At 37.6% G+C, this 21,325-nt stretch carries 18 protein-coding genes; 7 read left to right on the forward strand and 11 right to left on the reverse strand.

Features of this window, described 5'->3' with window-relative positions; translation table 11 throughout:
- Window positions 1–115: 115 nt before the first annotated feature.
- From J0M15_15065 to greA, 5 genes are all read right to left on the reverse strand, one after another.
- On the reverse strand, window positions 116–781 hold the full coding sequence (locus tag J0M15_15065) for a transposase (protein MBN8538372.1): 666 nt from the start codon (window positions 779–781) through the stop codon (window positions 116–118).
- A 403-nt stretch (window positions 782–1,184) separates the two neighbouring features.
- Window positions 1,185–1,706: a YceI family protein gene (locus J0M15_15070; GenBank protein MBN8538373.1), complete on the reverse strand. Its 522-nt coding sequence runs from the start codon at window positions 1,704–1,706 to the stop codon at window positions 1,185–1,187.
- Between the two features lie 156 nt (window positions 1,707–1,862).
- A complete protein-coding gene (locus tag J0M15_15075; protein MBN8538374.1) occupies window positions 1,863–2,642 on the reverse strand; it encodes a glycerophosphodiester phosphodiesterase in 780 nt (259 codons plus the stop codon).
- Window positions 2,611–4,533 carry a hypothetical protein gene (locus tag J0M15_15080; protein MBN8538375.1) on the reverse strand — a complete coding sequence of 641 codons (1,923 nt, stop codon included), beginning with the start codon at window positions 4,531–4,533 and terminating at the stop codon, window positions 2,611–2,613. The genes J0M15_15075 and J0M15_15080 overlap by 32 nt, the downstream gene beginning before the upstream one ends.
- Before the next feature lie 11 nt (window positions 4,534–4,544).
- Entirely contained in the window at window positions 4,545–5,042 is a 498-nt protein-coding gene (greA, locus tag J0M15_15085; GenBank protein MBN8538376.1) for a transcription elongation factor GreA, read from the reverse strand.
- 182 nt (window positions 5,043–5,224) lie between these two features.
- Here greA and J0M15_15090 point away from each other — a divergent pair, with 182 nt between their 5' ends.
- The 7 genes from J0M15_15090 (at window position 5,225) to J0M15_15120 (ending at window position 14,334) form a co-directional block, all read left to right on the forward strand.
- On the forward strand, window positions 5,225–6,202 hold the full coding sequence (locus tag J0M15_15090) for a bifunctional oligoribonuclease/PAP phosphatase NrnA (GenBank protein MBN8538377.1): 978 nt from the start codon (window positions 5,225–5,227) through the stop codon (window positions 6,200–6,202).
- Window positions 6,199–6,444, forward strand: a complete 246-nt coding sequence (locus J0M15_15095; protein ID MBN8538378.1) for a (2Fe-2S)-binding protein — start codon at window positions 6,199–6,201, stop codon at window positions 6,442–6,444. The genes J0M15_15090 and J0M15_15095 overlap by 4 nt, the downstream gene beginning before the upstream one ends.
- Before the next feature lie 110 nt (window positions 6,445–6,554).
- The gene (locus J0M15_15100) at window positions 6,555–7,481 is read left to right on the forward strand and encodes a PDZ domain-containing protein (GenBank protein MBN8538379.1); all 927 of its coding nucleotides are present in this window, start codon (window positions 6,555–6,557) and stop codon (window positions 7,479–7,481) included.
- 28 nt (window positions 7,482–7,509) lie between these two features.
- Complete coding sequence (gene gspD, locus J0M15_15105) at window positions 7,510–9,927, forward strand: type II secretion system secretin GspD (protein ID MBN8538380.1); 2,418 nt, start codon at window positions 7,510–7,512, stop codon at window positions 9,925–9,927.
- An 8-nt stretch (window positions 9,928–9,935) separates the two neighbouring features.
- Window positions 9,936–11,624: a type II secretion system ATPase GspE gene (gene gspE, locus J0M15_15110; protein ID MBN8538381.1), complete on the forward strand. Its 1,689-nt coding sequence runs from the start codon at window positions 9,936–9,938 to the stop codon at window positions 11,622–11,624.
- Window positions 11,625–11,731: 107 nt separating this feature from the next.
- A complete protein-coding gene (locus J0M15_15115; protein ID MBN8538382.1) occupies window positions 11,732–12,247 on the forward strand; it encodes a hypothetical protein in 516 nt (171 codons plus the stop codon).
- Complete coding sequence (locus J0M15_15120; protein ID MBN8538383.1) at window positions 12,244–14,334, forward strand: hypothetical protein; 2,091 nt, start codon at window positions 12,244–12,246, stop codon at window positions 14,332–14,334. The genes J0M15_15115 and J0M15_15120 overlap by 4 nt, the downstream gene beginning before the upstream one ends.
- 37 nt (window positions 14,335–14,371) lie before the next feature.
- Here J0M15_15120 and J0M15_15125 read toward each other — a convergent pair whose 3' ends face one another.
- The 6 genes from J0M15_15125 to mutL all read right to left on the reverse strand — a co-directional run bounded on the left by J0M15_15125 (window position 14,372) and on the right by mutL (window position 21,254).
- Window positions 14,372–16,588: a bifunctional (p)ppGpp synthetase/guanosine-3',5'-bis(diphosphate) 3'-pyrophosphohydrolase gene (locus tag J0M15_15125; GenBank protein ID MBN8538384.1), complete on the reverse strand. Its 2,217-nt coding sequence runs from the start codon at window positions 16,586–16,588 to the stop codon at window positions 14,372–14,374.
- A gap of 104 nt (window positions 16,589–16,692) precedes the next feature.
- Window positions 16,693–16,932 carry a DNA-directed RNA polymerase subunit omega gene (locus tag J0M15_15130; GenBank protein MBN8538385.1) on the reverse strand — a complete coding sequence of 80 codons (240 nt, stop codon included), beginning with the start codon at window positions 16,930–16,932 and terminating at the stop codon, window positions 16,693–16,695.
- A gap of 29 nt (window positions 16,933–16,961) precedes the next feature.
- Window positions 16,962–17,519 carry a guanylate kinase gene (gene gmk, locus J0M15_15135; GenBank protein ID MBN8538386.1) on the reverse strand — a complete coding sequence of 186 codons (558 nt, stop codon included), beginning with the start codon at window positions 17,517–17,519 and terminating at the stop codon, window positions 16,962–16,964.
- Window positions 17,516–18,382 carry a YicC family protein gene (locus tag J0M15_15140; GenBank protein ID MBN8538387.1) on the reverse strand — a complete coding sequence of 289 codons (867 nt, stop codon included), beginning with the start codon at window positions 18,380–18,382 and terminating at the stop codon, window positions 17,516–17,518. The genes gmk and J0M15_15140 overlap by 4 nt, the downstream gene beginning before the upstream one ends.
- Before the next feature lie 90 nt (window positions 18,383–18,472).
- Window positions 18,473–19,393 carry a tRNA (adenosine(37)-N6)-dimethylallyltransferase MiaA gene (gene miaA / locus J0M15_15145; protein MBN8538388.1) on the reverse strand — a complete coding sequence of 307 codons (921 nt, stop codon included), beginning with the start codon at window positions 19,391–19,393 and terminating at the stop codon, window positions 18,473–18,475.
- Window positions 19,394–19,436: 43 nt separating this feature from the next.
- Window positions 19,437–21,254, reverse strand: a complete 1,818-nt coding sequence (gene mutL, locus J0M15_15150; protein MBN8538389.1) for a DNA mismatch repair endonuclease MutL — start codon at window positions 21,252–21,254, stop codon at window positions 19,437–19,439.
- Window positions 21,255–21,325: the final 71 nt, after the last annotated feature.

A 21,325-nucleotide genomic window follows, 5' to 3' on the forward strand; every position in this document is an offset into this window, starting at 1 on the left:
GTCCATTCCCTGACGCTCCTTGATTTAGTTTTTTTGCAACATCAATCAAATCAAAGACTCAGGGCTTGGGCAATTTCTTCTTTATGTATTACTTTTTACGGCACCCCATGAAAAGTTAGAGACCCGGGTTTACCTCTGGATCATATCTATGGGCCTTTGTGACCGCACTCTTTAAGTTATCTGGTGATACCACCTGCGGAGTACCCGAAAAATATTTAAACATATTTACATGTGAACCTAGAAAATCAGAAGATTTTTGACTCCACGTAAACTCCGCAAAGGCATATCGGCTTTGACATAAAACACCAACAAATAGTTCTGTTGTTTTTATTTCTCCACTCACTGGGTCTAAAATATCTATCCCATCACAATAATCAATTTCACAACGTTCTCCTGGCTTGAAAACCCTTACCATTGTGACTCTTGAGAGATTTATATTTTTCTTTAACTGCTTCCAAAACCCAGAGTATAGAACTGGAACTTTACCACTTGCAAACAACTCTTCATGTATTACTTGAAGTGATACGCCTTTTAAGTATTCATTTTTAATATCTTCCCAATGAATTTGATGTACCCAAAAATTTTCTTCAGTTACAGGCTTAGTAAAATTAGCTTTCTCTGAATTTATTTTTAAATTATCAGACTTAATCTCTTCTACATATTTATTAATGGTATTTCGGTGAATCCCAAGAGTCGTCGCAATTCTGCGATTTGAAAAATTTAATTCTAACAATCTTTTTACTTCTAAAATTTCTCGCATGCTGAGTCCTTTTCCTGACATTATTCAACCTCCAAGTTTGTTAATTAGTTAACTTCAACAAACTCTTTGGTTTCGGCAAAATGCGTTCAGCATGACGTGGCACAACATCAAGGAAATTGACTGGCACAGTATCAAAGGAAATCAGGTGGCACACTATTCAGGAAATCGAGTGGCACAGTATCGAGGAAATTCGACAGCTTAAATGCAGAATTCGTAAATAAGATATACAATCTAAATTTAAAAAATTTCGATTTATATAACAAGGTTCTTTCGCTATTTCTGCACATGGTGAACTACAGTAGTAGTTCCTTTGAGGATTTAGTAAAGTCGGAAGCCAAAGATCTTCAAAATAAATTCGAAAAAAAATTAGAGGCTGCTTTAGCTCCATTTCTTAACTGATTTTTTTAAGCAAGAAAACAAGAGTCTATTTCTTTACTGGCACTGTTACGGTGACATTAACAATATCTTTTACTCCCATGGACATATACCTAATTCCGCTTATTTTAAAATCAGCCATGTTAAGATCAAATTGAGCTTCGACTTCTTTATTATCGATGACTTTATAGGTGCCTTTAATTTCTTTTTCAATACCTCTAAATTTGAGTTTGCCTTCGCCCTTTCCTGCTTTTCCTTTTCCAAGGGTCAACGTGGCTTCTGGGTATTTATCAACTTCAAGATATTTCTTTTTCATATGATCATCTCTTAATCCCATATCTGTTGTTAAGGATTTCAAATCTACGGTTATTTTTTCTGCAGTGACTTCATTATTTTTAATGGTTACCGATCCCGTAACCGATTTTGTTTTAGCTTTAAAAGACCCAGCCGGAGAGATTTTACAATTTACGGATACACCTGTTTCCGCGTTCACAGAAGTGATGGTTAAAAAACTTATTAAAACCATCGATTTTAAAAGTAGACGAAAATTTAAAATTTGCCCAGTGGTCATATGATTTTCTCCTTAAAAATAATGCTCGATTGATGCCCTTATTGTATTTTTTTTGACAAACTAAACAATAGTTTTTCGTTATAGTTTTTATTTTCTAGATCTTCAGAAGTGAGCTCATTAATCTTTAAAAAGAACTCTTATGTAACGCGAAAACGATTAAAACATTCTTGGCAATAAAGCATCTGTAATTAAACTGTCCACTCCCCAATTTAATAATTCCTGCGCTTTGTCTTTGGAATTAACGGTCCATGCGGAAATTTTAAAATCTTTATTTTTAAAAAAAGAAACCAGTTGTTGGTCTAGCATTAAAAAATTAAAATGAATCAGATGAGGATTAACAAGCGGCAATAACCACATTTTTTTAAGAAAAAAATGATTCCAATTTTCAGGCTCATTCGTAACCAGCATCGCTCTTGGAATCATCGGCAATACTTTTTTTAATCGTGCGAGGGACCACGGATTAAAACTCGAAAAAAGAATTTGATCTTGAGTTTTCGTTTTATTAATTACTTCTAAAATTTTTTCTTCTATCAAGGCTGATTTAATTAATCGAGACTTAATCTCAATATTAAGAAAATCAGGTCGATTCTTAGTTGATAACACTTCCAATAAGGTGGGTAGACTTATCAATCTCTTAAGATCATTATAATTCAATTCGGATATCTGGACATTTATACCAAGCTCTCCGATTAAATCAAAATCATGAAATAAAATGGGAATCCCGTCTTTGGTTAACTGGACATCAAATTCCGCCATCAAAAAACTTTGATTTTTAGCTTCCATTAAGGAAGCTAATGAATTCTGCCTATTTGATTTTAGCCAGCAACCACGATGGGCTTGCAATTGTGGCATTTTCCACCCTGCCTTCCATTTGGGCGCAGAGGCTAATGAGGCAGGTAAGTATTTAATTTGATTTTGGATGAAATTGTGGTTCATCTCTTGATCCCTGAATGACAAATTCCATTTTAGGAATCATCAAATTTCCAGTAAGTACTCCCTGATGATTCCAACCACCCGAAGTCTTCCACTTATTTGCTGTTGTTAACTTCCATAAAGACTTGTCATAATCTGAAGTGTAATTCAAATTCACTTGGGAGTAATTTGGTAAAAGCGGTATTCCAAATTTAGAAAAATAACTAACTAATTTTTCTTCCACATCTAGCTTTGCGGCCTTTACCTGAATTTGAATTTCCTTATTCATTTCAGAATGAATGGTAGTTTCCAATTTACTTAAACTCAAATAATCATTCGCTATAGATTCGACATCAATTCGTGAGTTCATGCTCACTGTGTTTTTATTACCTGTGGCTTTAAAATATAATTTATCTATGACCAAAGGAGTGTCTTTATGAGTTAGCAGCTTTGAAGTTTTTGGAGATAAAGTGATCTTTTGCAATTCGGATGTTAAGATAAAATACTTATCTTTTTTTATAGAAAGATTTAAAAAACCAGGTATTTCATTTAGATGAAATATTCCTGTAGATCTAAAGTTAATGCTTTCTTTACTATAATCTCCAGCAAAAGAAATTCTATTGATTTTTTCATTTTGCCTTAGCCCATTGCTTGAGAAGTTAAAAGCCAAACCTTCTAACTTACCTTGATAAGTGATTTTATTATCATCAGCATATCTGATATTTCCATTAAGAATACCAAAGGAATAAATTTGATCTGGAGTTTTCAATAGCTTAGTAACTTCAAAAAAAGTATCCAAATTCAAATTATTAATTTGAATATCAAAAGGATCTGGTTGTCTTCTGATACCTCTGGGAAAAATGATTTCATCCGATGTGATGTCGCCAAACTTTCCATCAATTTTGACTCGTTTTAATTCCAATCGAGACGTTTCCCATTGTTCATTACTTCCTTCAGAATACCCAGAAAAAGAGACCCATCCTGATTTTACCAACATATCTTCTTTGATATTCAAAAAAGGAATTTCCATGATTTTTTGGATGGGTAAATTTTTAACTTCAGATTGAATTTGATATTTTTTTTCATCCAGTCTATTCAATAAACTGATAGAGAAATGTCCTTCCCTGACTCCACCTAATATATTCACTTTGATTAGTTTTTCCGGGAACTCGGAATATTCAATGTTTAATACTGTCTTCACTTCAGAAGTCATTGATTTCAAAAAAACAGATAAATCAATTTGTGTTTTTAAGGTGATTATTTTAGGTTTGTCAGATTTATTTTCTATGATTAAATGACTTAGAGAAAAATCAGAAATGCTTTTATCCTTAAAACTAAGGTTAACTGTTTCCACTTTAACTCGACGGAGTTGTTGGTTTGTCTTTTTTGGAAGGACTGGAATTTTATCCACTAGGGAAATCTTGTTTTTGAAAGAGCTATTCTGGTTGAGCATCTCTGAATTTAAAGTCTTTTGATGACATTGAGGCTTTGAGTTGACAAAGGCTAGGTTTATTTTCTGAATCTGAAATTCAGAAAATGGGTTTTCAAATAAGATTAAATTAAAAAAAGATATAGGAATTTTTGCATTTTCTATTAGAGCCGAAGGCTTTCCATAGCATTCAGACTCTGAACTTAGCGTTAAATTATCTATCTCTAATCCTACAGAAGGAAGCCAACCTTCGCGTAGAAACACCTTTACTTGCCCAAAAGAGACTTTCCACTCATTTCCAATATTTTTTGTTGCCTCAGCAAACACTTCATTTAAAATTTTAGATTGAGTCAAAGACCGAACCGTTAAACCCAGGGCCACGGAAATAAACACTCCCAAAAATAAAATAAATGCACCTGGTTGATCTGTGACCAGATTTTTCTCTTTAATTATTCTTTTTTTCCAAATATCCTTGGGGGTATTCACCGTGAATTTAATTAGGTCTCAAATTTAAAGCTTTGAATTTCATACTCTTTATCACCTTTTGGAGACTGAACGATTGCAGAATCTCCTTTTTTCTTTCCAATTAAGGCCCGAGCTAGGGGGGAAAGAATTGAAATTTTGCCAAGCTTAACGTTGGCTTCATCTACTCCCACAATTTGATATTTAGATTCTTCGTCGGTATCCACATCTTTAATATGAACCGTCGCTCCAAATACAATTTTATCTGATTTGATCGACTTGATATCGACAACCTCAGCCAGAGCAATTTTAGTTTGAATATCTGCAATTCGACCTTCGATAAGGGCCTGTCGTTCTTTAGCAGCATCATACTCCGCATTTTCGCTGATATCCCCATGGGATCTGGCTTCTTCAATAGATTTAATCACGGAGGGTCTTTCCTCATGCATTAATTTTTTTAATTCTTGTTCAAGCATGGCTTTGCCTAAAATGGTCATTGGCATTTTTTCAGATTTGATTTTAAGGTCAGTCATAATGCTTGCCTCCAAAGTTTAAATTCAAGGCGTTATTTCTATCTGAATAAAATTTATTTTTCAATACAAAGGATTAGATTATCAAATCGCAATGCGTTATGGCGATCTTTGTGTGAAGAAAAAATATGTTTATCCCGAAATATAATTACAATGGATATGTTACTTTGTTGAAAGGATCGAGATTGAAAAATGTTCTGGAGAGCTTGCGGAAGGCAAACAGCATCCTGTTAACGACTCATAGAGACCCTGATGGAGATGGTCTTGGTTCTGAGATGGCGCTTTATCATGCTTTAAAAAAAATTAACAAAGACGTTTCTATTTGCCACGTGGACCCTTTGCCAAAGAAGTATGATGGTTTAATAGATAGGAATCTCGTTTCCATCTACACTCCTGATAATAAACTTCAAACATTTGATCTTGCCTTAGTATTTGATACCAATGATGAAAGACTCACGGAACCCTTATTTTCAGCTCTCACCAAAAAATCGACTGAAGTTATCTTTATTGACCACCACCCCCTGCTTAAAAAAGGACCTGTTCCTCAAAAATTTTATATTGATCAAAAAGCTGCCAGCACAGGAGAAGTTACCTATGCTCTTATCAAAGAATTAAAAGTTCCTATGGACGCTCAAATTGCCAAATATCTCTATACAAGCATCGTTTTTGACACTCAGCTTTTTAGATATATCCGATCTAGCCCGGCCTCTCACGAGATTGTCCTCATGCTCCTTCCATGGATTGAAAATCCTGAATTGATCCATCGAAAATTATTCGGCGGCCAAACCCCAGAAAAAATGGAATTGCTTTCTCGGGCCTTAGGACGAGTTAAATATTATGATCAAAACAGAATCGCCATTATCCATTTGCTCCATGATGATTTAACCGAATTAGGTTTGACGATCGAAGAAACCAGAGACGTCGTGGATAAAATTATCGACATTGAATGTGTGGAAGTTGCCGTGTTATTTCGAGAAGATGTTAACCAAAAATTTAAAATCAGCTTCCGCAGCAAAAAAAATGTTGATGTCCTTGGGATTTCAGAAAAATTTGGAGGCGGTGGACACTATCACGCTTCCGGCGCCTCTATTCAGGGAACTTTTTCTGATTTAAATAAACAAGTCATTGATTTTTTATCTGATTTACTATCGAAAAATTTATGAATGATCCTAAACACAAAGAGAAATCCATTATCATATGTCGATGTAATGAAGTGGATGAAAAAACAATTCAAAAAGCCATTGAAAATGGCTGCAAAACCCTTAATGAAATATTTGATGCCACCTCTGCCGGTGTGGGACCCTGTGGAGGCTCTTGCCGTAAAATCATGGGCCCCATGTTGACCTATTATCTTGAGCATCAACAATTTCCTAAACGTGAAATTCACAAAAAACAAAAAAAATAAAATTTAACTGTGTCAACGTCCTGAAAACTATGCCAACGTCCTGAAGGTAATGTTTTTAAATTACTCTCTGTTTTAAAACTTGATATTATTTCTTAGGAGTTCAATTTAGAATGTCGAATAAAAAAGAAAAAGCCATCAGATCTTATAAACCATGGTTATTTGAGTTGCTTTTATACTCGACATTGATTTTCTTGTGCTTTGCTATTGCTGATTTAACCATACTTTCTGTGCGCAGTTACTTTTTACCCAACGAGGTTGCCCAGATCCGTCCGCATCGTCCCCCACCCTCTCCGATTAAAAGTCGAGATTTTTTTAAACCAATTACCGAGAAAAATGTATTTTCTTCCTCTGGCGATATCCCTCCAGATTTTCTTCCTAAGGGCGTTGAAAAAAGAAAATCAGATTCCGAACCAGTTCCCTCAACATTACCTCTTAATTTAATTGGAACTCTGGTTCATTCAAACCCCTCTAAGTCCATTGCTGCCATTGAATTTAAAACTAAAAATACCATTACCTCCTACTCCCTCGGCAAAGAAGTGGAGGGCCTAGCCAAAATTGAAAAAATTGAAAGAGGTAAAGTTTTCATCAGAAATCTTTCAGCAGATCGCCTCGAGTTTATCGAAATGAAAGAATCTAACAAGGTCACCTTTGATACCAAACCTAAGAAAAGCACAACCCCTGAAAAAGCTCAAATTATTCAATCTGCAGGCGATAACAAATTTGAACTTAAACGTTCCGACTTAGAAGAAAAGCTCAAGGACATTCAAAGTATTCTGATGCAAGCCAGAGCCGTTCCCGCAAAGAGAGCCAGTAGTGGAGAAACCTATGGTTTTCGACTTCTCGAAATCCAGCCTGACAGCATCTACACTCAGCTCGGCCTTCAAGTCATGGATGTGATCACGGGGGTTAATGGAACTCCCGTCACGACCCAACAGCAAGCTTTAGAAATGTATCAAACGCTCAGAAATTCACCTCAAATAAAAATCACTGTAGAACGCGGTGGCAAAAACGAGGAACTATCTTACACTGTGAAATAATCAAGTGTGAACCGATCAAGGAGGATCCATGGGGCTGAATCAAAAATACAAAAAATATAATTACAAAAATCGAGCCTCATGGCTTTTGCTGTCGAGTTCTTTGCTATGGTCATTCTCTCCTTTGCAGGCTCAAGATGAGTTCCCCCCGCCACCACCCGATTTTGGAGATTTTGATGCTCCCATCCCTCCGCCTCCAAATAACTCTGTGCCTGGCTCTTCATCGGGCAACAACTCAAAATCTTTTAACAACTCTAAATCGTCAAATGATTTTGCAAACTCTAACAGCAACGAATCTGCTGAAAATATAAAGAAGGGCAAGGGTCTCAATAAAATTCAAAAACAAAAATTTTCCCAAGCTTCCGTAGAAGACATCACTGACTCTAACTTTCCTGAGACCATCGAATCCTTTGACTTTCCCAACGTCGAGATCACCGATGTCATTAAAGCCATCTCAGAACTTACCGGGAAAAACTTTATTATCGATCCCGGAGTGCGAGGCAAAATCACCATCGTTGCCCCCAGTAAAATCACTGTGGCAGAAGCTTACAAAGCTTTTCTTTCGGCCCTGGCAATTAATGGTTTTACGATTGTGCCTTCGGGAAGTTTTTTGAAAGTGAAATCAGGACGAAACGCTCAGCGTGACAGCATTGAAACTTATTCTGGAACTTATTATCCCAATACGGATCAAATGATCACACGGATCATACATTTAAAGCACATCTCAGCAGAGCAAGTAAATCGAGATTTAAGAATGTTAGCCTCAAAAGATGGGGAAATGAATATCTACACCCAAACTAATTCTTTGATTCTTTCTGATTGGGGTACCACCATTGATCGTGTCATGAAGATTATCAATCAATTAGATGTTCCAGGATTTGAAGAGCAACTGGAAGTGGTTCCCATTAAATTTGCTAAGGCAAAAGATCTTGCTGATTTAGTCGATAAGATTGTTAACAAGGGTCAAAATTCAAATCGTAGTGGCGGTGGCATTACTGGCGGATTTGGCGGTGGCGTCCCTAGTTTCAACAATCGCTCTTCTTCTGGGGCCTCTTCTCAAAAAGGGACCAGCTATTTTATGGCCATTCCTGAAGAACGCACCAATTCCATTATCATTGTTGGAAATAAACCTGGAATTGAGAGAGTCAAAAAATTAATTGCAAGACTTGATAATCGCATCAAAATCGAAGATCAAGGCGGCGTTTTCGTTTACCATGTAAAACATGGAGATGCGAAAAAAATAGCACAAGTCCTTCAAGGTGTTGCTAAAGATGCCGCCCCCAAAACACCTCCGGGCGGTGCTGGCAATAACCCGCCTCCTTTTTTTGCTCCGCCTCCTTTAACTCCTGATCCTGCAAACCCTACAGCTGCTGGTGGTCAAGTCTTCGGAGGGGAAGTCAAAATCACAGCTGACGAAAATACGAACAGCCTCATCATCACCGCAGGCAAAGGTGATTATGAGGTAGTCATGAACTTACTGAAAAAAATTGATATCCCTCGAGATCAGGTTTTTGTGGAAGCGATTATTATGGAAATGTCCGCTGGTGATGGTTTTGGATTTAAACCTTCTTATTATAATTTTGTCTCGGAAAATGGAATTGCCAGACAAAGTTTTAATGGAGGCGTTAAAGTGGAAGATGCGATCAATCCACTTGCTGGAGTAGGAACGGTATTAGGATTTGGATCTGGAAAAGATATCACTCTGAATGTTCAAGGGAAAGATGTTAAGGTCCCTTCCCTTGTTGGTTTAATTAATCTCCTAAAAAAAACAACCAAAGCTAATATCTTATCTCGCCCTCAAGTTATTGCGATGGATAATCAAGAAGCTCTTATTCAAGTCGGCGATAAAGTCGTTGTAGGAGCCAATAATACAAGCACCGCGGGAGTGGGCTCTACAAGCTCTCCGATTTTTGAAGAAGCTCTTATTGAATTAAAGCTCAAGCCATTTATCAATCCTGCAAGCGAGACGATCCGAATGGAAATTGATCAAAGTGTGAAACAACCTTCCGTTGGTGCTTCGACACCTAAGGCATTTCAAGATTCGACTCAGCCCTTAGCTACACGAAAAATCAAAACCCATATTGTCATCAGTAATGGAGATACCGCCGTCCTTGGAGGCTTAATCAAAGATCGAGAAACTGAAGAGATCGTCAAAGTCCCTCTTTTAGGTGATTTACCTATTATAGGATGGTTGTTTAAGTCCAAAGAGACTAATAAAGAAAAAGTAAACATGTTGGTCTTTATCACACCTAAAATTATTCGAAACCCTTCAGATGCGAAAGAAGTTTTAAGCAAACGAATAGATCAAAGAATTGATTTTGTGAAATCACAGGGTGGTGTCGATCCTTTTGGTGGAGTTCTTGATGAAGTTCAAAAAAGAACAACACAGTTAGCTCCTGGAGCCCCCTCTACAAACAATGAACCAGAAGCGACGGAAATTAAGGAGTAATTTAGGAAATGGCCACAGACGCACAGACCTTATTGCAAAAAGCTACGGGACTTACTGCCGATCAAGTAAAAATTATTTGGAACAATCCTTCGCTGGTTCAAGCAGGAACCATTGGTTCGGTTTTATCCTCACGAAGCTTTCAATCTGGCGAAGAAGTTGTTGCAGATCTGTGCAAAGAAATGGGTTTGGATTTTTTAAAAGACATTCCCTATAATGATATCTCCGCAGACTTAATCCGTGATATCCCGATTAATTATGCAAAACAAAACTTTGTTCTTCCCTTCAGAGACGAGGCCGACTCCATCCAAGTACTCATCGCCAATCCACTGAACTTAAAAAGTTTGGATGATTTAAGAGTTATCTTTGGGAAGCGAGTTCGTCCCGTCGTCACGCTTGCCGGAAAGCTGATTGATGCTATTAATCGCGTCTACGAAAAATCCACATCAAATCTTTCGGGCCTTGATGAAATAGATGAAGAAGAAGTGGACCTTGAAGATGGGATTATCGATCTTCTTGAAGCTGGGGAGGATGACGCTCCTGTTATTAAACTGGTTAATTCACTATTATTTAGGGCCGTTAAAGAAAAGGCTTCAGACATTCATATTGAACCCTACGAAAAAGACCTTGTAGTCAGGTTTCGCATTGATGGAATTTTATTCGATATCTTTAAGCCACCCAAGAAATTGCAAAACGCCATTACCTCGCGAATTAAAGTTATGGCCAATTTAAATATTGCTGAGAAAAGGCTTCCGCAAGATGGCCGTATCCCTCTCAAAGTCGGCGGTAAAGATATCGACATACGTCTTTCCACCGTTCCAACCTCCCATGGTGAAAGACTCGTGATGCGTTTACAGGACAGGTCCAATGTCATTCTTGAACTTGAACAGCTTGGGTTTGCCCATAACTCCTTAACAAAAATTGATGACCTTCTTTCTCGCACTTATGGAATCGTTTTAGTGACTGGCCCCACGGGGTCGGGAAAATCCACAACCTTGTACGCTTGCCTCACTCGACTTAACTCAACGGATGTCAACATCCTCACCGTTGAAGATCCCGTGGAGCAAAGAATTCATGGCATCGGCCAAGTCCAGGTCAACGCTAAAATAGGGCTCACTTTCGCAGCGGGACTGCGCTCTTTCCTAAGGCAAGATCCCGACATCATCATGGTCGGAGAAATTCGAGATTTAGAAACCTGTGAACTCGCCATCAACTCTTCTCTCACTGGTCACTTGGTCTTATCAACACTTCACACTAACGATGCCGCCGGCGCCTTTCCCCGGCTTATTGATATCGGTGCAGAGCCTTTTCTTATTGCCACCTCCATTTTGGGAATTATCTCACAGAGGCTCGTGCGGGTTTTGTGCCCTCACTGCAAAACCCCCTATGAGCCTACAGAATTCGAGCTGAATAGCTTAGGCATCACTCGCCAACAAACCATGACAGCCCATATCTGTAAGGCCGTCGGGTGCAATCAGTGCAACCAAAAAGGATATATCGGCCGAACCTTGATCCAAGAACTCCTCACCGTTTCCGATGATATTCGCTCTCTGATAATGCAACGAAAAGACGGAAACACCATTAAAAAACAAGCTCTTTTAAATGGAATGGTGAGCTTTCGCGAACACGGAATTCAAAAAGTCCTGCAAGGAATCACCACCATCGAAGAGCTGTTTACAAATACTCAGTTAGATATTTAAAAAACAAGTTAAAAACTGCAGCAGAGGCCTTTCTTCGTCCAGTTTATAACTGTCGCTTTTGTCGGAAAGTGGACAAAAAAGGAAATTGGATTTAGAATTTAAGGAGGATGCATCAAAATTTTAAGAGATCAAATTTTTTAGTTTTTCTCATTTTATTTTCTATTTTTTTCAATTTTGCGGAATCTAATACTTCTTCAAAGAAGCAAAATGTCGCTTCTAAAAAAAATAATCACCAATCCAATATTCGCCAATCTAAAATTGTTGGCCCGTATTTCCACTGGCATCCAAACCATGATTGGCAAATGGATCGTTTCTTAAGACGACAGCTCCCGCAATATTTTTTGTTTAGAAATAGCCTTACTAAAAAAATTATTTATGTGAATTATGAAGCTCCTCACCCTGAAGAACTGAAAGAGAAATGTCCTTCAAGACCAGAGCCAATCAGTCTAAAAAATAATGAAAAACTGTCAGTTTGCTTTGAAAATCATAAAGATGGTCCCTCTGCCTACTTTTTAAAAAAATATGATGAAAATCTAAGTTGGCGTTACAATTTTGTAAGTAGAGACAAGTTGAGTCTTGCAGATTGGAAGGCTTTTTTTAAAAATTGGACATTTGAAATATGAAATTAAAATCCCCCATTTCATTTTCAATTCTTTTGATTGTTTATTCTCTGCTCTTATTTGAGTTTTCTCCCTTTCCCATTTTGGCTCAAAATCCTGGAATGGGTGCTCCTGGAATGGGTGCTCCTGGAATGGGTGCTCCTGGAATGGGTGCTCCTGGAATGGGTGCTCCTGGAATGGGTGCTCCTGGAATGGGTGGTTTTCCTGGAATGGGTGCTCCTGGAATGGGTGGTTTTCCTGGTCAACAAAACCCCAATGCCGTTTATGCTGGCGTTTTGGATAACTGTCCCTTCAGTCCACCAACTTCTTCAGAAGTAAGCGGACTCATGCGATCTTTGACTGCCGCTCTTGTTCAACTTAAAAATGAATGCCCTAGTCTAGATTCAACAATTAGACAACTTGAAAATGAAGTTACCGAAAGCTCAAAAAATATTGGAGTACTTTTAAATTTAAAAAGCTCAACTGAGATGAGTTTAAGTAGCAAACTGCCAAGCCCTGATATAAGCCAAGTAGAATTGGATTGCTCAAATTACAATTTATTATTAGGCAGGGAATTTGACATTGTTTCTGATCGGCTTGATAAAGGAGAAACCGAAAATATCCCCCTTAAGTACCAAAAATGCAAAAGTTATGAAGGTCAGGAAAAACGAAAATGCATCTCTGACTCTTTTAGCAACTCAGTCACAATTGCAAAAAGAAACTGTCAGACAACCTATAGCGCAGGCGTTCAGCAGAACATAAAAAAATCAATTAGCAGTATTTCCCAAGGATTCACACAACTTTTTGATAAAGCACAAACTGATTGTAGAGCCGGTAGTGGGGAGACAATCTCTCAAACCTTTATTGGACTGGCGGAGTCTTTTACGGCTCTACCAGGAGCCCTTGGCTTGGCAGGTGTTGGCATCAATGTGTTAGCAAACTTAGTAAGTTCATTCTTCAGGCAGAAGAATTACGAAAGTAGTCCCATTAGCTTCCTTAAAACACTGAGCAAACAAAAAGATATTAAAAATCAGATGTGCCTTTGGTTTCAATTTCAAAACAAAGGCTTAAACTGTAAAGATCATTTTAGAAGAAAAGACCTACAAATAGCCAATGATAACTTAAACTTATGTCCTCAATACTTTTCAGGTGCCTTGCCCAACAAACAACTCACAAATATTTCTTCTTTGAGTCATCAGCTCTCGCGATTTCCGGGTAGCCCGGTTCAACCTGCTCAAAAAATTGATTTTTTAGATGCCTTGCTAAAGAAAAATATCACTGATCCAATAAATGCAGAAAATACTATTCCCTTAAAAAAGCATCTTGAAACAGTGGCAAAAGAGTTAATGACATCAAACGGCGAGTCAAAAAGATCCGATATAACGTTAGGAAGGGGCTTACAAAAGTTATTAGAACTTCATGACAAAATGGATACCCTTGATTCCTCGTCAAAAAACCCTAAATATGAAGAAGATCTTAAAGGCTTAAATAAGTCCATTGAAGAGTTGCTCAAATCATTCTCATTAGAATCGGCTATTGACTCCTATTGGACACTCAAAGAGAAGGAAGACTCTTATAATTTAATTAAACACTTAGCCTTCCAAGATACTGAATCTAATTCAGAGAGTTTTTTTCAGTATAGCGGTGATGAAAATGATTATAGGCTTGGATTAAACGGTATGGTTAAACATTTTCAAGAGCCTCTTGGAGAAAACCTTGAATTGCTGGCAAAACGATATGAAAGTTCCATTAGCGAAGGTAGTCCAAATGGAATTTTTACTTCCTCCATCGAGCTTGCAAAAGCCTGCTTTATGAATGCAGGTCTCTTTTACGCACAAAAACCTGATAATCTAGATGACTTGTTTGTAAAGGACCCTTTACGTAGAATTCAACAAAAACCAACAAAACAATATGAAAACGCTTGCAAGGTTTTTTCCTGCTTTGAATCAAAAACTGGAAACAGTGCGGGTTCTCTGTTTAAACCAGATCCAGATGAGCGCAAAAATTCGGAGAAATTCAGAGACTATCAATGTCAAAATTTAAAAAACTACGATATCATTATTTCAAAAATAAAAACTCAAATTCAAGATCGTAAAAAGCTTTGCGATTAATGGTAAAGCTTTGACAACTCAAGCAAACATAGAGGGATTAAGTACTCACTCTTTCGACTGATAATATCCCCTTGATTTTTTGTAATTCAAAAATGGTTTGATTAAGGTGAGAGGAATCCCTGACAGTTATGTCAAATAAACAGATTGCTTTTTTATCTTTTGTGGTGCGGATATTAGCTGATTGAATATTGCTTCCTAGGCTGGTAAAGGCTTCTGTCATGGTTTTCAGCAATCCAGGGATATCCAAACAAGTGACCTTCAAGCGCACCACTCTTTCTAATCCATCGGCGGCTTGTTTGACATTCCAATTCACATCCACTTTTCTGAGCTGATCCAGCTCAAAGACTTTTTTACAACCACTTTGATGGATACTGACTCCTCGCCCTCGGGAAATAAAACCCACGATGGGGTCCCCCGGAATGGGCGAACAGCATTTAGCAAAGTGGACAAGAACATCGTCCATCCCATCGACGGTGATGAGGGACTTTCGTTTTTTTAATTTAAGGGTGGCATTTGAAACCAGTTTTTCCATAAAGGAAATTTCTTCTTTTTTCGTTGGCACCGTTTCGTTTTTTGGAATAAGTCGATCCACCAAATGTTTAGGTTCTAATTTTCCATAGCCCACTTTGATAAATAATTCATCTAAGCTATGGACGCCACTTTCTCGAATAAATTTTTCAAACTCATCGCCCTTTAAAAACCGAACCGCTGCAAAACCAAACTTTCTAAACTCTTTATCGATAAGCTCTTTACCTAGCAACCAACTTCGTTTCCTTTGTTCTTCCTTAACAAACATTCTGATCTTGGATTTAGCTTTGCTAGTGACACAATATTTTAACCAATCCTTTGAGGGAGTTTGAGTTTTGGAAGTGATAATTTCAACGGTATCCCCGTTGTGCATTTTATATTTCAAGGGAACCATTTTTCCGTTGATTCTGGCACCAGCGCACTTATTACCCAAATCAGTGTGTACGGCATAGGCAAAATCAATAGGAGTGGCCCCTTCGGAAAACTCCTTCACATCTCCATTAGGTGTAAAAACATAAATTTCAGTATCAAACATTTCTGTTTTGACTGTGTCTAAAAATTCTTCAGGATTCCGCATCGTTTGATGCCACTCCACCAATTCTCGCATCCAGTTGGATTGGTTTAATCCCTCATCGGTCATTTTTCCACGTTCTTTGTACTTCCAATGAGCGGCAATCCCTCTCTCTGCTATTAAATGCATTTCTTCGGTTCTAATCTGAATTTCAATTCGATCACCACCTGGTCCAATCACCGTCGTATGTAGAGATCGATAGTTATTTGTTTTAGGCATAGCGATAAAGTCTTTAAACCGCCCGGGAATGGGCTTCCATATAGAATGAACATGACCCAATACTTCATAACATTCAGAAACACTTTGCGTGATAATCCTGAAAGCCAAAACATCATAAACTTGATCGTAATCAATATTACGACTTTGCATTTTTCTATAGATTGACCAAAGATGCTTGGATCTTCCATAAACTTGAAATTTAACTGTGGTTTTTTCCAAGGCTTTAGAGACCAATCTTTTCACATCTTCAATATAACGATTGGTCTCGGCTTCCGTTTTTTTGATTCTTTGAATCAGCTCATAATACATATCAGGGCGGTAATAACGAAAACACAAATCCTCTAGTTCAATCTTTAAAGTATTGATACCCATTCTCCCAGCCAAGGGAGAATAAATCTCTAAAGTTTCGAGGGCAATTTTGGCCTGCTTTTCATAGGGCATGTGATTGAGAGTCCGCATATTATGTAATCGATCTGCCAGTTTCACCAAAACAACACGGACATCTTTACCCATGGCAATGATCATCTTACGTACATTTTCGCCTTGTTTTTCAACGGAGTTTTTAAACTTAATTTGCGAAATTTTAGTCACTCCATCTACAAGAGTGGCCACAACCTCACCAAATTCTTTCTTAATATCCTCTAACGTTGCCTCAGTATCTTCGACGGTATCATGCAATAACCCCGTGACAATGGAATCCATATCCAACTTTAAATCCGCAAGAATTCCCGCAACGCTCAACGGGTGAGATATATAGGGTTCACCACTACGACGAAATTGTCCCTCATGGGCTCTCTCTGAAAAGGTATAGGCTTTTTCTAAAACAGAAACATCTGCCGTTGGATAGTATAACAAAACCTTATTACAAAGCTCTTCCACCGACTTCAAAGGCTGATGCCTAAGGCTTTCTTCAACAGCTAACAACGCTTCTGTCATCTGTCTATTATCCTCAATAATTAACTATAAAATCAACGAGATAAGGTAAAATTAATATAAACTACCAAAGGATCTAGCAAGAAGTATTATGTTACTATAAAAGTTTACTTGTTCAAATCTTTTTGGATTTCTGCAATAAATGTAGCGTTGTCTAGATGGCTTTCATAGCCCACATTGCCGGCAGCCACTTCACGTAAAGAGGCGACGATATATTTATTGCTTTTCAAGGCGACAGTGGCCTCTGAGCCCTTAAGTAATTGCTTAGCTCTTTTTGCAACCATAAGAACAAGTGCAAATCGATTTGGAACCTTTTCTAAACAATCTTCAACTGTGACTCTAGCCATTAAAACCTCCGAAGATACTATTACTAAACTTATCTAAGTATATTTTCAATGATTTTTTTAAATTCCTCATAGGAAGTTTCAAAAATATCATTTATCAACCGGAAATCAAAATGAGGAGCTTCCTTCATTTCATTTTTTGCATTTTCCATTCTTATTTCAATATCTTGAGGAACTTTACCATCTCTTTTAATAATTCTTTTTCTTAATTCCTCAATCGAAGGAGGCACAATAAAAATTCCGCGACTCTGAGGAAATTTCTCTTTAAATGTTTTTGCACCCTGAATGTCCACATCCATAATAATGCATCTGCCATTCTTCCACGCCTCTTCAAGTTGGTACATGGGGGTCCCATAAAATCGTGTATGAACCATGGCCCATTCAACAAAAAAACCTTCTTTTATTTTTTGTTTGAATTCTTCTTCTGAAACAAAATAATATGGATGCCCTTGAGACTCTCCCAGGCGCATGCTTCTCGTGGTGTAGGTAATCGTATCAACAAGGGTTGGAATTTCTTTACAAATCCTTTCAATAAAACTACTTTTCCCGGCCCCACTTGGAGCTGCAACAATGATTAAATTTGTTTTCATTCTATATTTTGCGCCTGTTCTTTTAACTTTTCAATTAAACCCTTAGCCTCAACCACGTGTTGGGTAATCTTTGCACTTTGTGATTTGGAGCCTATGGTATTAATCTCCCTGAGTAATTCTTGAGTGTAAAAGTCTATTTTCTTTCCTTCCGATTTTTTAGACAAAAGGAGGTTCTTGTAGTTCTTTAAATGCTCTTCCAACCGTTGAATTTCTTCAGCGATATCTGCTTTTTCCGCCAAAAAGAAAATTTCCTGCTGCACTTTTTGATCTTCAACCAACTCAACAGCTTTTGATTTTAATTTATCTTTCCATTTCTGGACAACTTCAACAACATTGATGGCTCTCTGCTTCTTAACAGAGGCAACTTCCAAAACGAGTAAGTTTAAAAGTTGAAGCAATTCCTTCTTGATCGAGTGTCCTTCCCGGACTCTTTCAAGATGGCACTTTTCAACTCCCTCTTTAAATATTTTTAAAACCATCTGACTTTCAGCCTTAGAAATATCAGTTTCCTCATGCACCTGAATAACAGGAGCTATGGATAAAATATCCTTTATGGAAACATGAGGAGATAGTTTCAATTGTTTTTGCAACTTACTTATTTCAATACTAATTTTACTAGCCAAATCCATATCTCCTTGGATTTTAGCATCTGACAGATTTCTTTTAATCTTACGATGACAGAAGACATCGACGGTACCTCTTTGAAAAGTAATATTAAGAATCTTACGAAGTTCTGGCTCTAAAAAAACATACTCTTTTGGTAAATGAAACCTGGACTCTAGAAATCGACCATTTACTGACTTTAAATTGAATTCAATGCGAACATCTTTTGTTTCTATTTTTTGGGAACTAAACCCAGTCATGCTTATCATCAAGTAAAAAGTGGCCGTTACCGCCCACCGCTCCTTCCAGAACCATGCCCGACAAATTACTAAATCTCAAGCCTGATTTTGTTATATCAGGTCATTTAGGTCTAAAGTTTGCATTTTATCGATGTTCATTATTTCTTTATCACGCTTAAACCAAGTTTTTTGTTTTTTTATTAACTTCATCGTTTGGCTCACTATCTCCTGGTGGAGGGCCTCGAGGTTCTCGATCTTTTTAATATCGTTCATATTAGGATGTGCATTCAGATACTGGACCACCTCTTTGTATCCCACACTGGTCATCGGTGCCCATTGTGAATATCCTTTTTCTAGCAGATTTTTAACTTCATCAATCAGACCATTTTCGAGCATCTGTTGGGTTCGTTTTTGAACAGAGACGAGCAGTTCACTTTTCTCGGCGGTAATACCGATTTTTAAATACTTATAAGGGAATTTCTTCTTTGCCTGATTAAAGTCTTCTTGAATTTGAGTCATCGATTTATTTTCTGAAACCATGAGCTCGAAAGCTCTTTCAAGACGATAACTGTCGTTAGCTGAAATTTTCTGAGCATAAATAGGATCTCTTTCTTGAATCCACAAAAAGACTTCGGCTAAAGTCATTTTCTGAAATTCTCGATGAATTTTCTCCTTAATTTCCTGCGAAAGAGTTTTTACCGGGTACATCCCCTGCTCTAAAGCCTGAAAATAAAAGCCAGTCCCACCAACGACGAAAACAAGATCTTCCTTAATCTTATCTAAGGTTAAAAAAAAATCTCTGACATACTGACCTGCCGTCATCTCTTGAGGAAAGGAAACGTAATCAAATAAATAATGAGGAACTTGCTCTCTTTCCATCAAAGTGGGTTTACTTGAACCTATATCCAGATCGCGATAAACTTGAATACTGTCACAGTTGATGATGGCAGCCTTGTATTTTAATGCCTGACGCAAAGCCCAGCTTGATTTTCCTGCAGCGGTTGGGCCCATCACAAAGATAAATTTTTTCATTTTTTAAAACTCTTATTTATCATTTTATTATTCAAATTATGACTCAAACAATTCTTCCAAAATCTCTTTCAATCTGCTTAAAAGGAAACTCCACATTGACTGGTCGACCGTGTGGACAAAAACTTGATAAAGGGTACTCATCCATTTGGATTAATAGCTTTTGCATTTCATCACGACTCAAAGCTTGTCCCGCTCTGATTGCCGAATGACAGGACATGCTGGCAATTAAGTCATTAAGTTTTTTTTCAAACACAAAACTTCCACCTAGATCTTTAACTTCTTCAACAAATTTTCGTACCAGCTCGACCGCAGAACCTTCTTTTAATAGAGCTGGCAGGGCCACAATCCCAATGGTACCAGGACCTAGGAGTTCAAAATAAACTCCTAGCTTTTTAAGGTCCTTATCATGTTGAATTAAGACTTCAATTTGATCTGTCTCCAAATCCAAACTTAATGGAATCAACAAGTTTTGAATCTCAATGTTATTTTCTTGATACTGCCCTTTGAGTTTTTCAAACAAAACTCTTTCGTGAGCCGCATGCTGGTCTACTAAAACCATTTTTTGTTCATCTTGACAGACAATATAGGTCAAATTTATCTGTCCAACAACATGTAAGGATGCCCAACTAAACACGGTTGCTATTTGGTTTTCAAATTTTTCGATTTGAACCCATGGGGTATTTTTTTGTAAAGCGACCTCTGGCTGCTGGAAAGAGAAATCTTTTTGCTGGTATTGCTTTCGTTCAAACTCAAACTGAGGTAATTTATTTTGACTAACGATTTGATCAAAACCTTGATTTGATTTTTGATCAAAACGTGCACTTGAAACAGCTGGCTTCATTTCACGAAGGAGGTCATTTGAAGGACTTGCTTGCTCTTGTTTCCAAGGCGCTTTTTCAATTTCGTGCCTCAAACTTCGGTAAATCATTCGATAAATTAACTGTGAATTCAAAAATTTTATCTGGGATTTGGTAGGATGAATATTGACATCCACCTGCTCTGGCGGGACTTCCATTTTAAGAATGACTTGGGGATACTCTCCATGCATTAAAAGATTCTGATAAGACTCCAAAATCGCAGCGACCATCACTTTATCTTGGACCCATCGATTTTGCACAAACAACCAGATATTTTTAGTGTTTTTCTCGACTTGGTAAGGACTACTAAAAACGCATTGAATTCGATAGCCGCCATCTTTCATCTCAAAGAAAAAATTTTGCTTTGAGTTTAAGACAGATTGAGCTCTTTCAGAGAGCAAAGTGACCTTGGGATAAAAATAAATTAATTTTCTATTTTCATAAACTTTAAACTCAACACCTGGTTGCGACAAGGCCATTGCTTTTACAACTTGCTTAATAAGGCCCTGTTCATAGGATGAGGACTTCAAAAACCTAAGCCGGACAGGGACATTTTCAAACAAATTAGAAATTCGCAAATGAGTTCCTAGCGGACTTGATGTTTCTACCGTTGGCTGCCTTTTTCCAAATTGAGAACTGAGGCGGTAGGCCGTCTCTGAATCAGAGACCCGACTCACCATCTCAAAATCACTCACCGCAGATATAGAAGCAAGCGCTTCCCCCCTAAATCCATAGGAAGACAGGCACCAAATATCATCAAACTTCAATATTTTGCTCGTTGCATGACGTTCCAGAGCCAGACCTAGGTCACTCCCTGGAATACCAATTCCATTATCAATAATTTCAACATTTCGTCCCGAATTTTCAAAATGAACTTCTATCGCCGTGGCCCTGGCGTCTAAAGAATTCTCAATGAGTTCTTTGACCAAATGAGCGGGTCTTTCAACAACCTCTCCAGCAGCAATTTGATCAATTACATTTTTATCTAATACTTGAATCGACATCGAGTAATCCTTACCTTCTCTTTAAACTCAACGCAAGAGGTGTTTAAATGCGAGATGTTTATTGCGAGGTT

Source organism: Deltaproteobacteria bacterium (genome assembly GCA_017302835.1).
In the GTDB taxonomy this organism is placed as follows: Bacteria; Bdellovibrionota; Bdellovibrionia; order Bdellovibrionales; family Bdellovibrionaceae; genus UBA2316.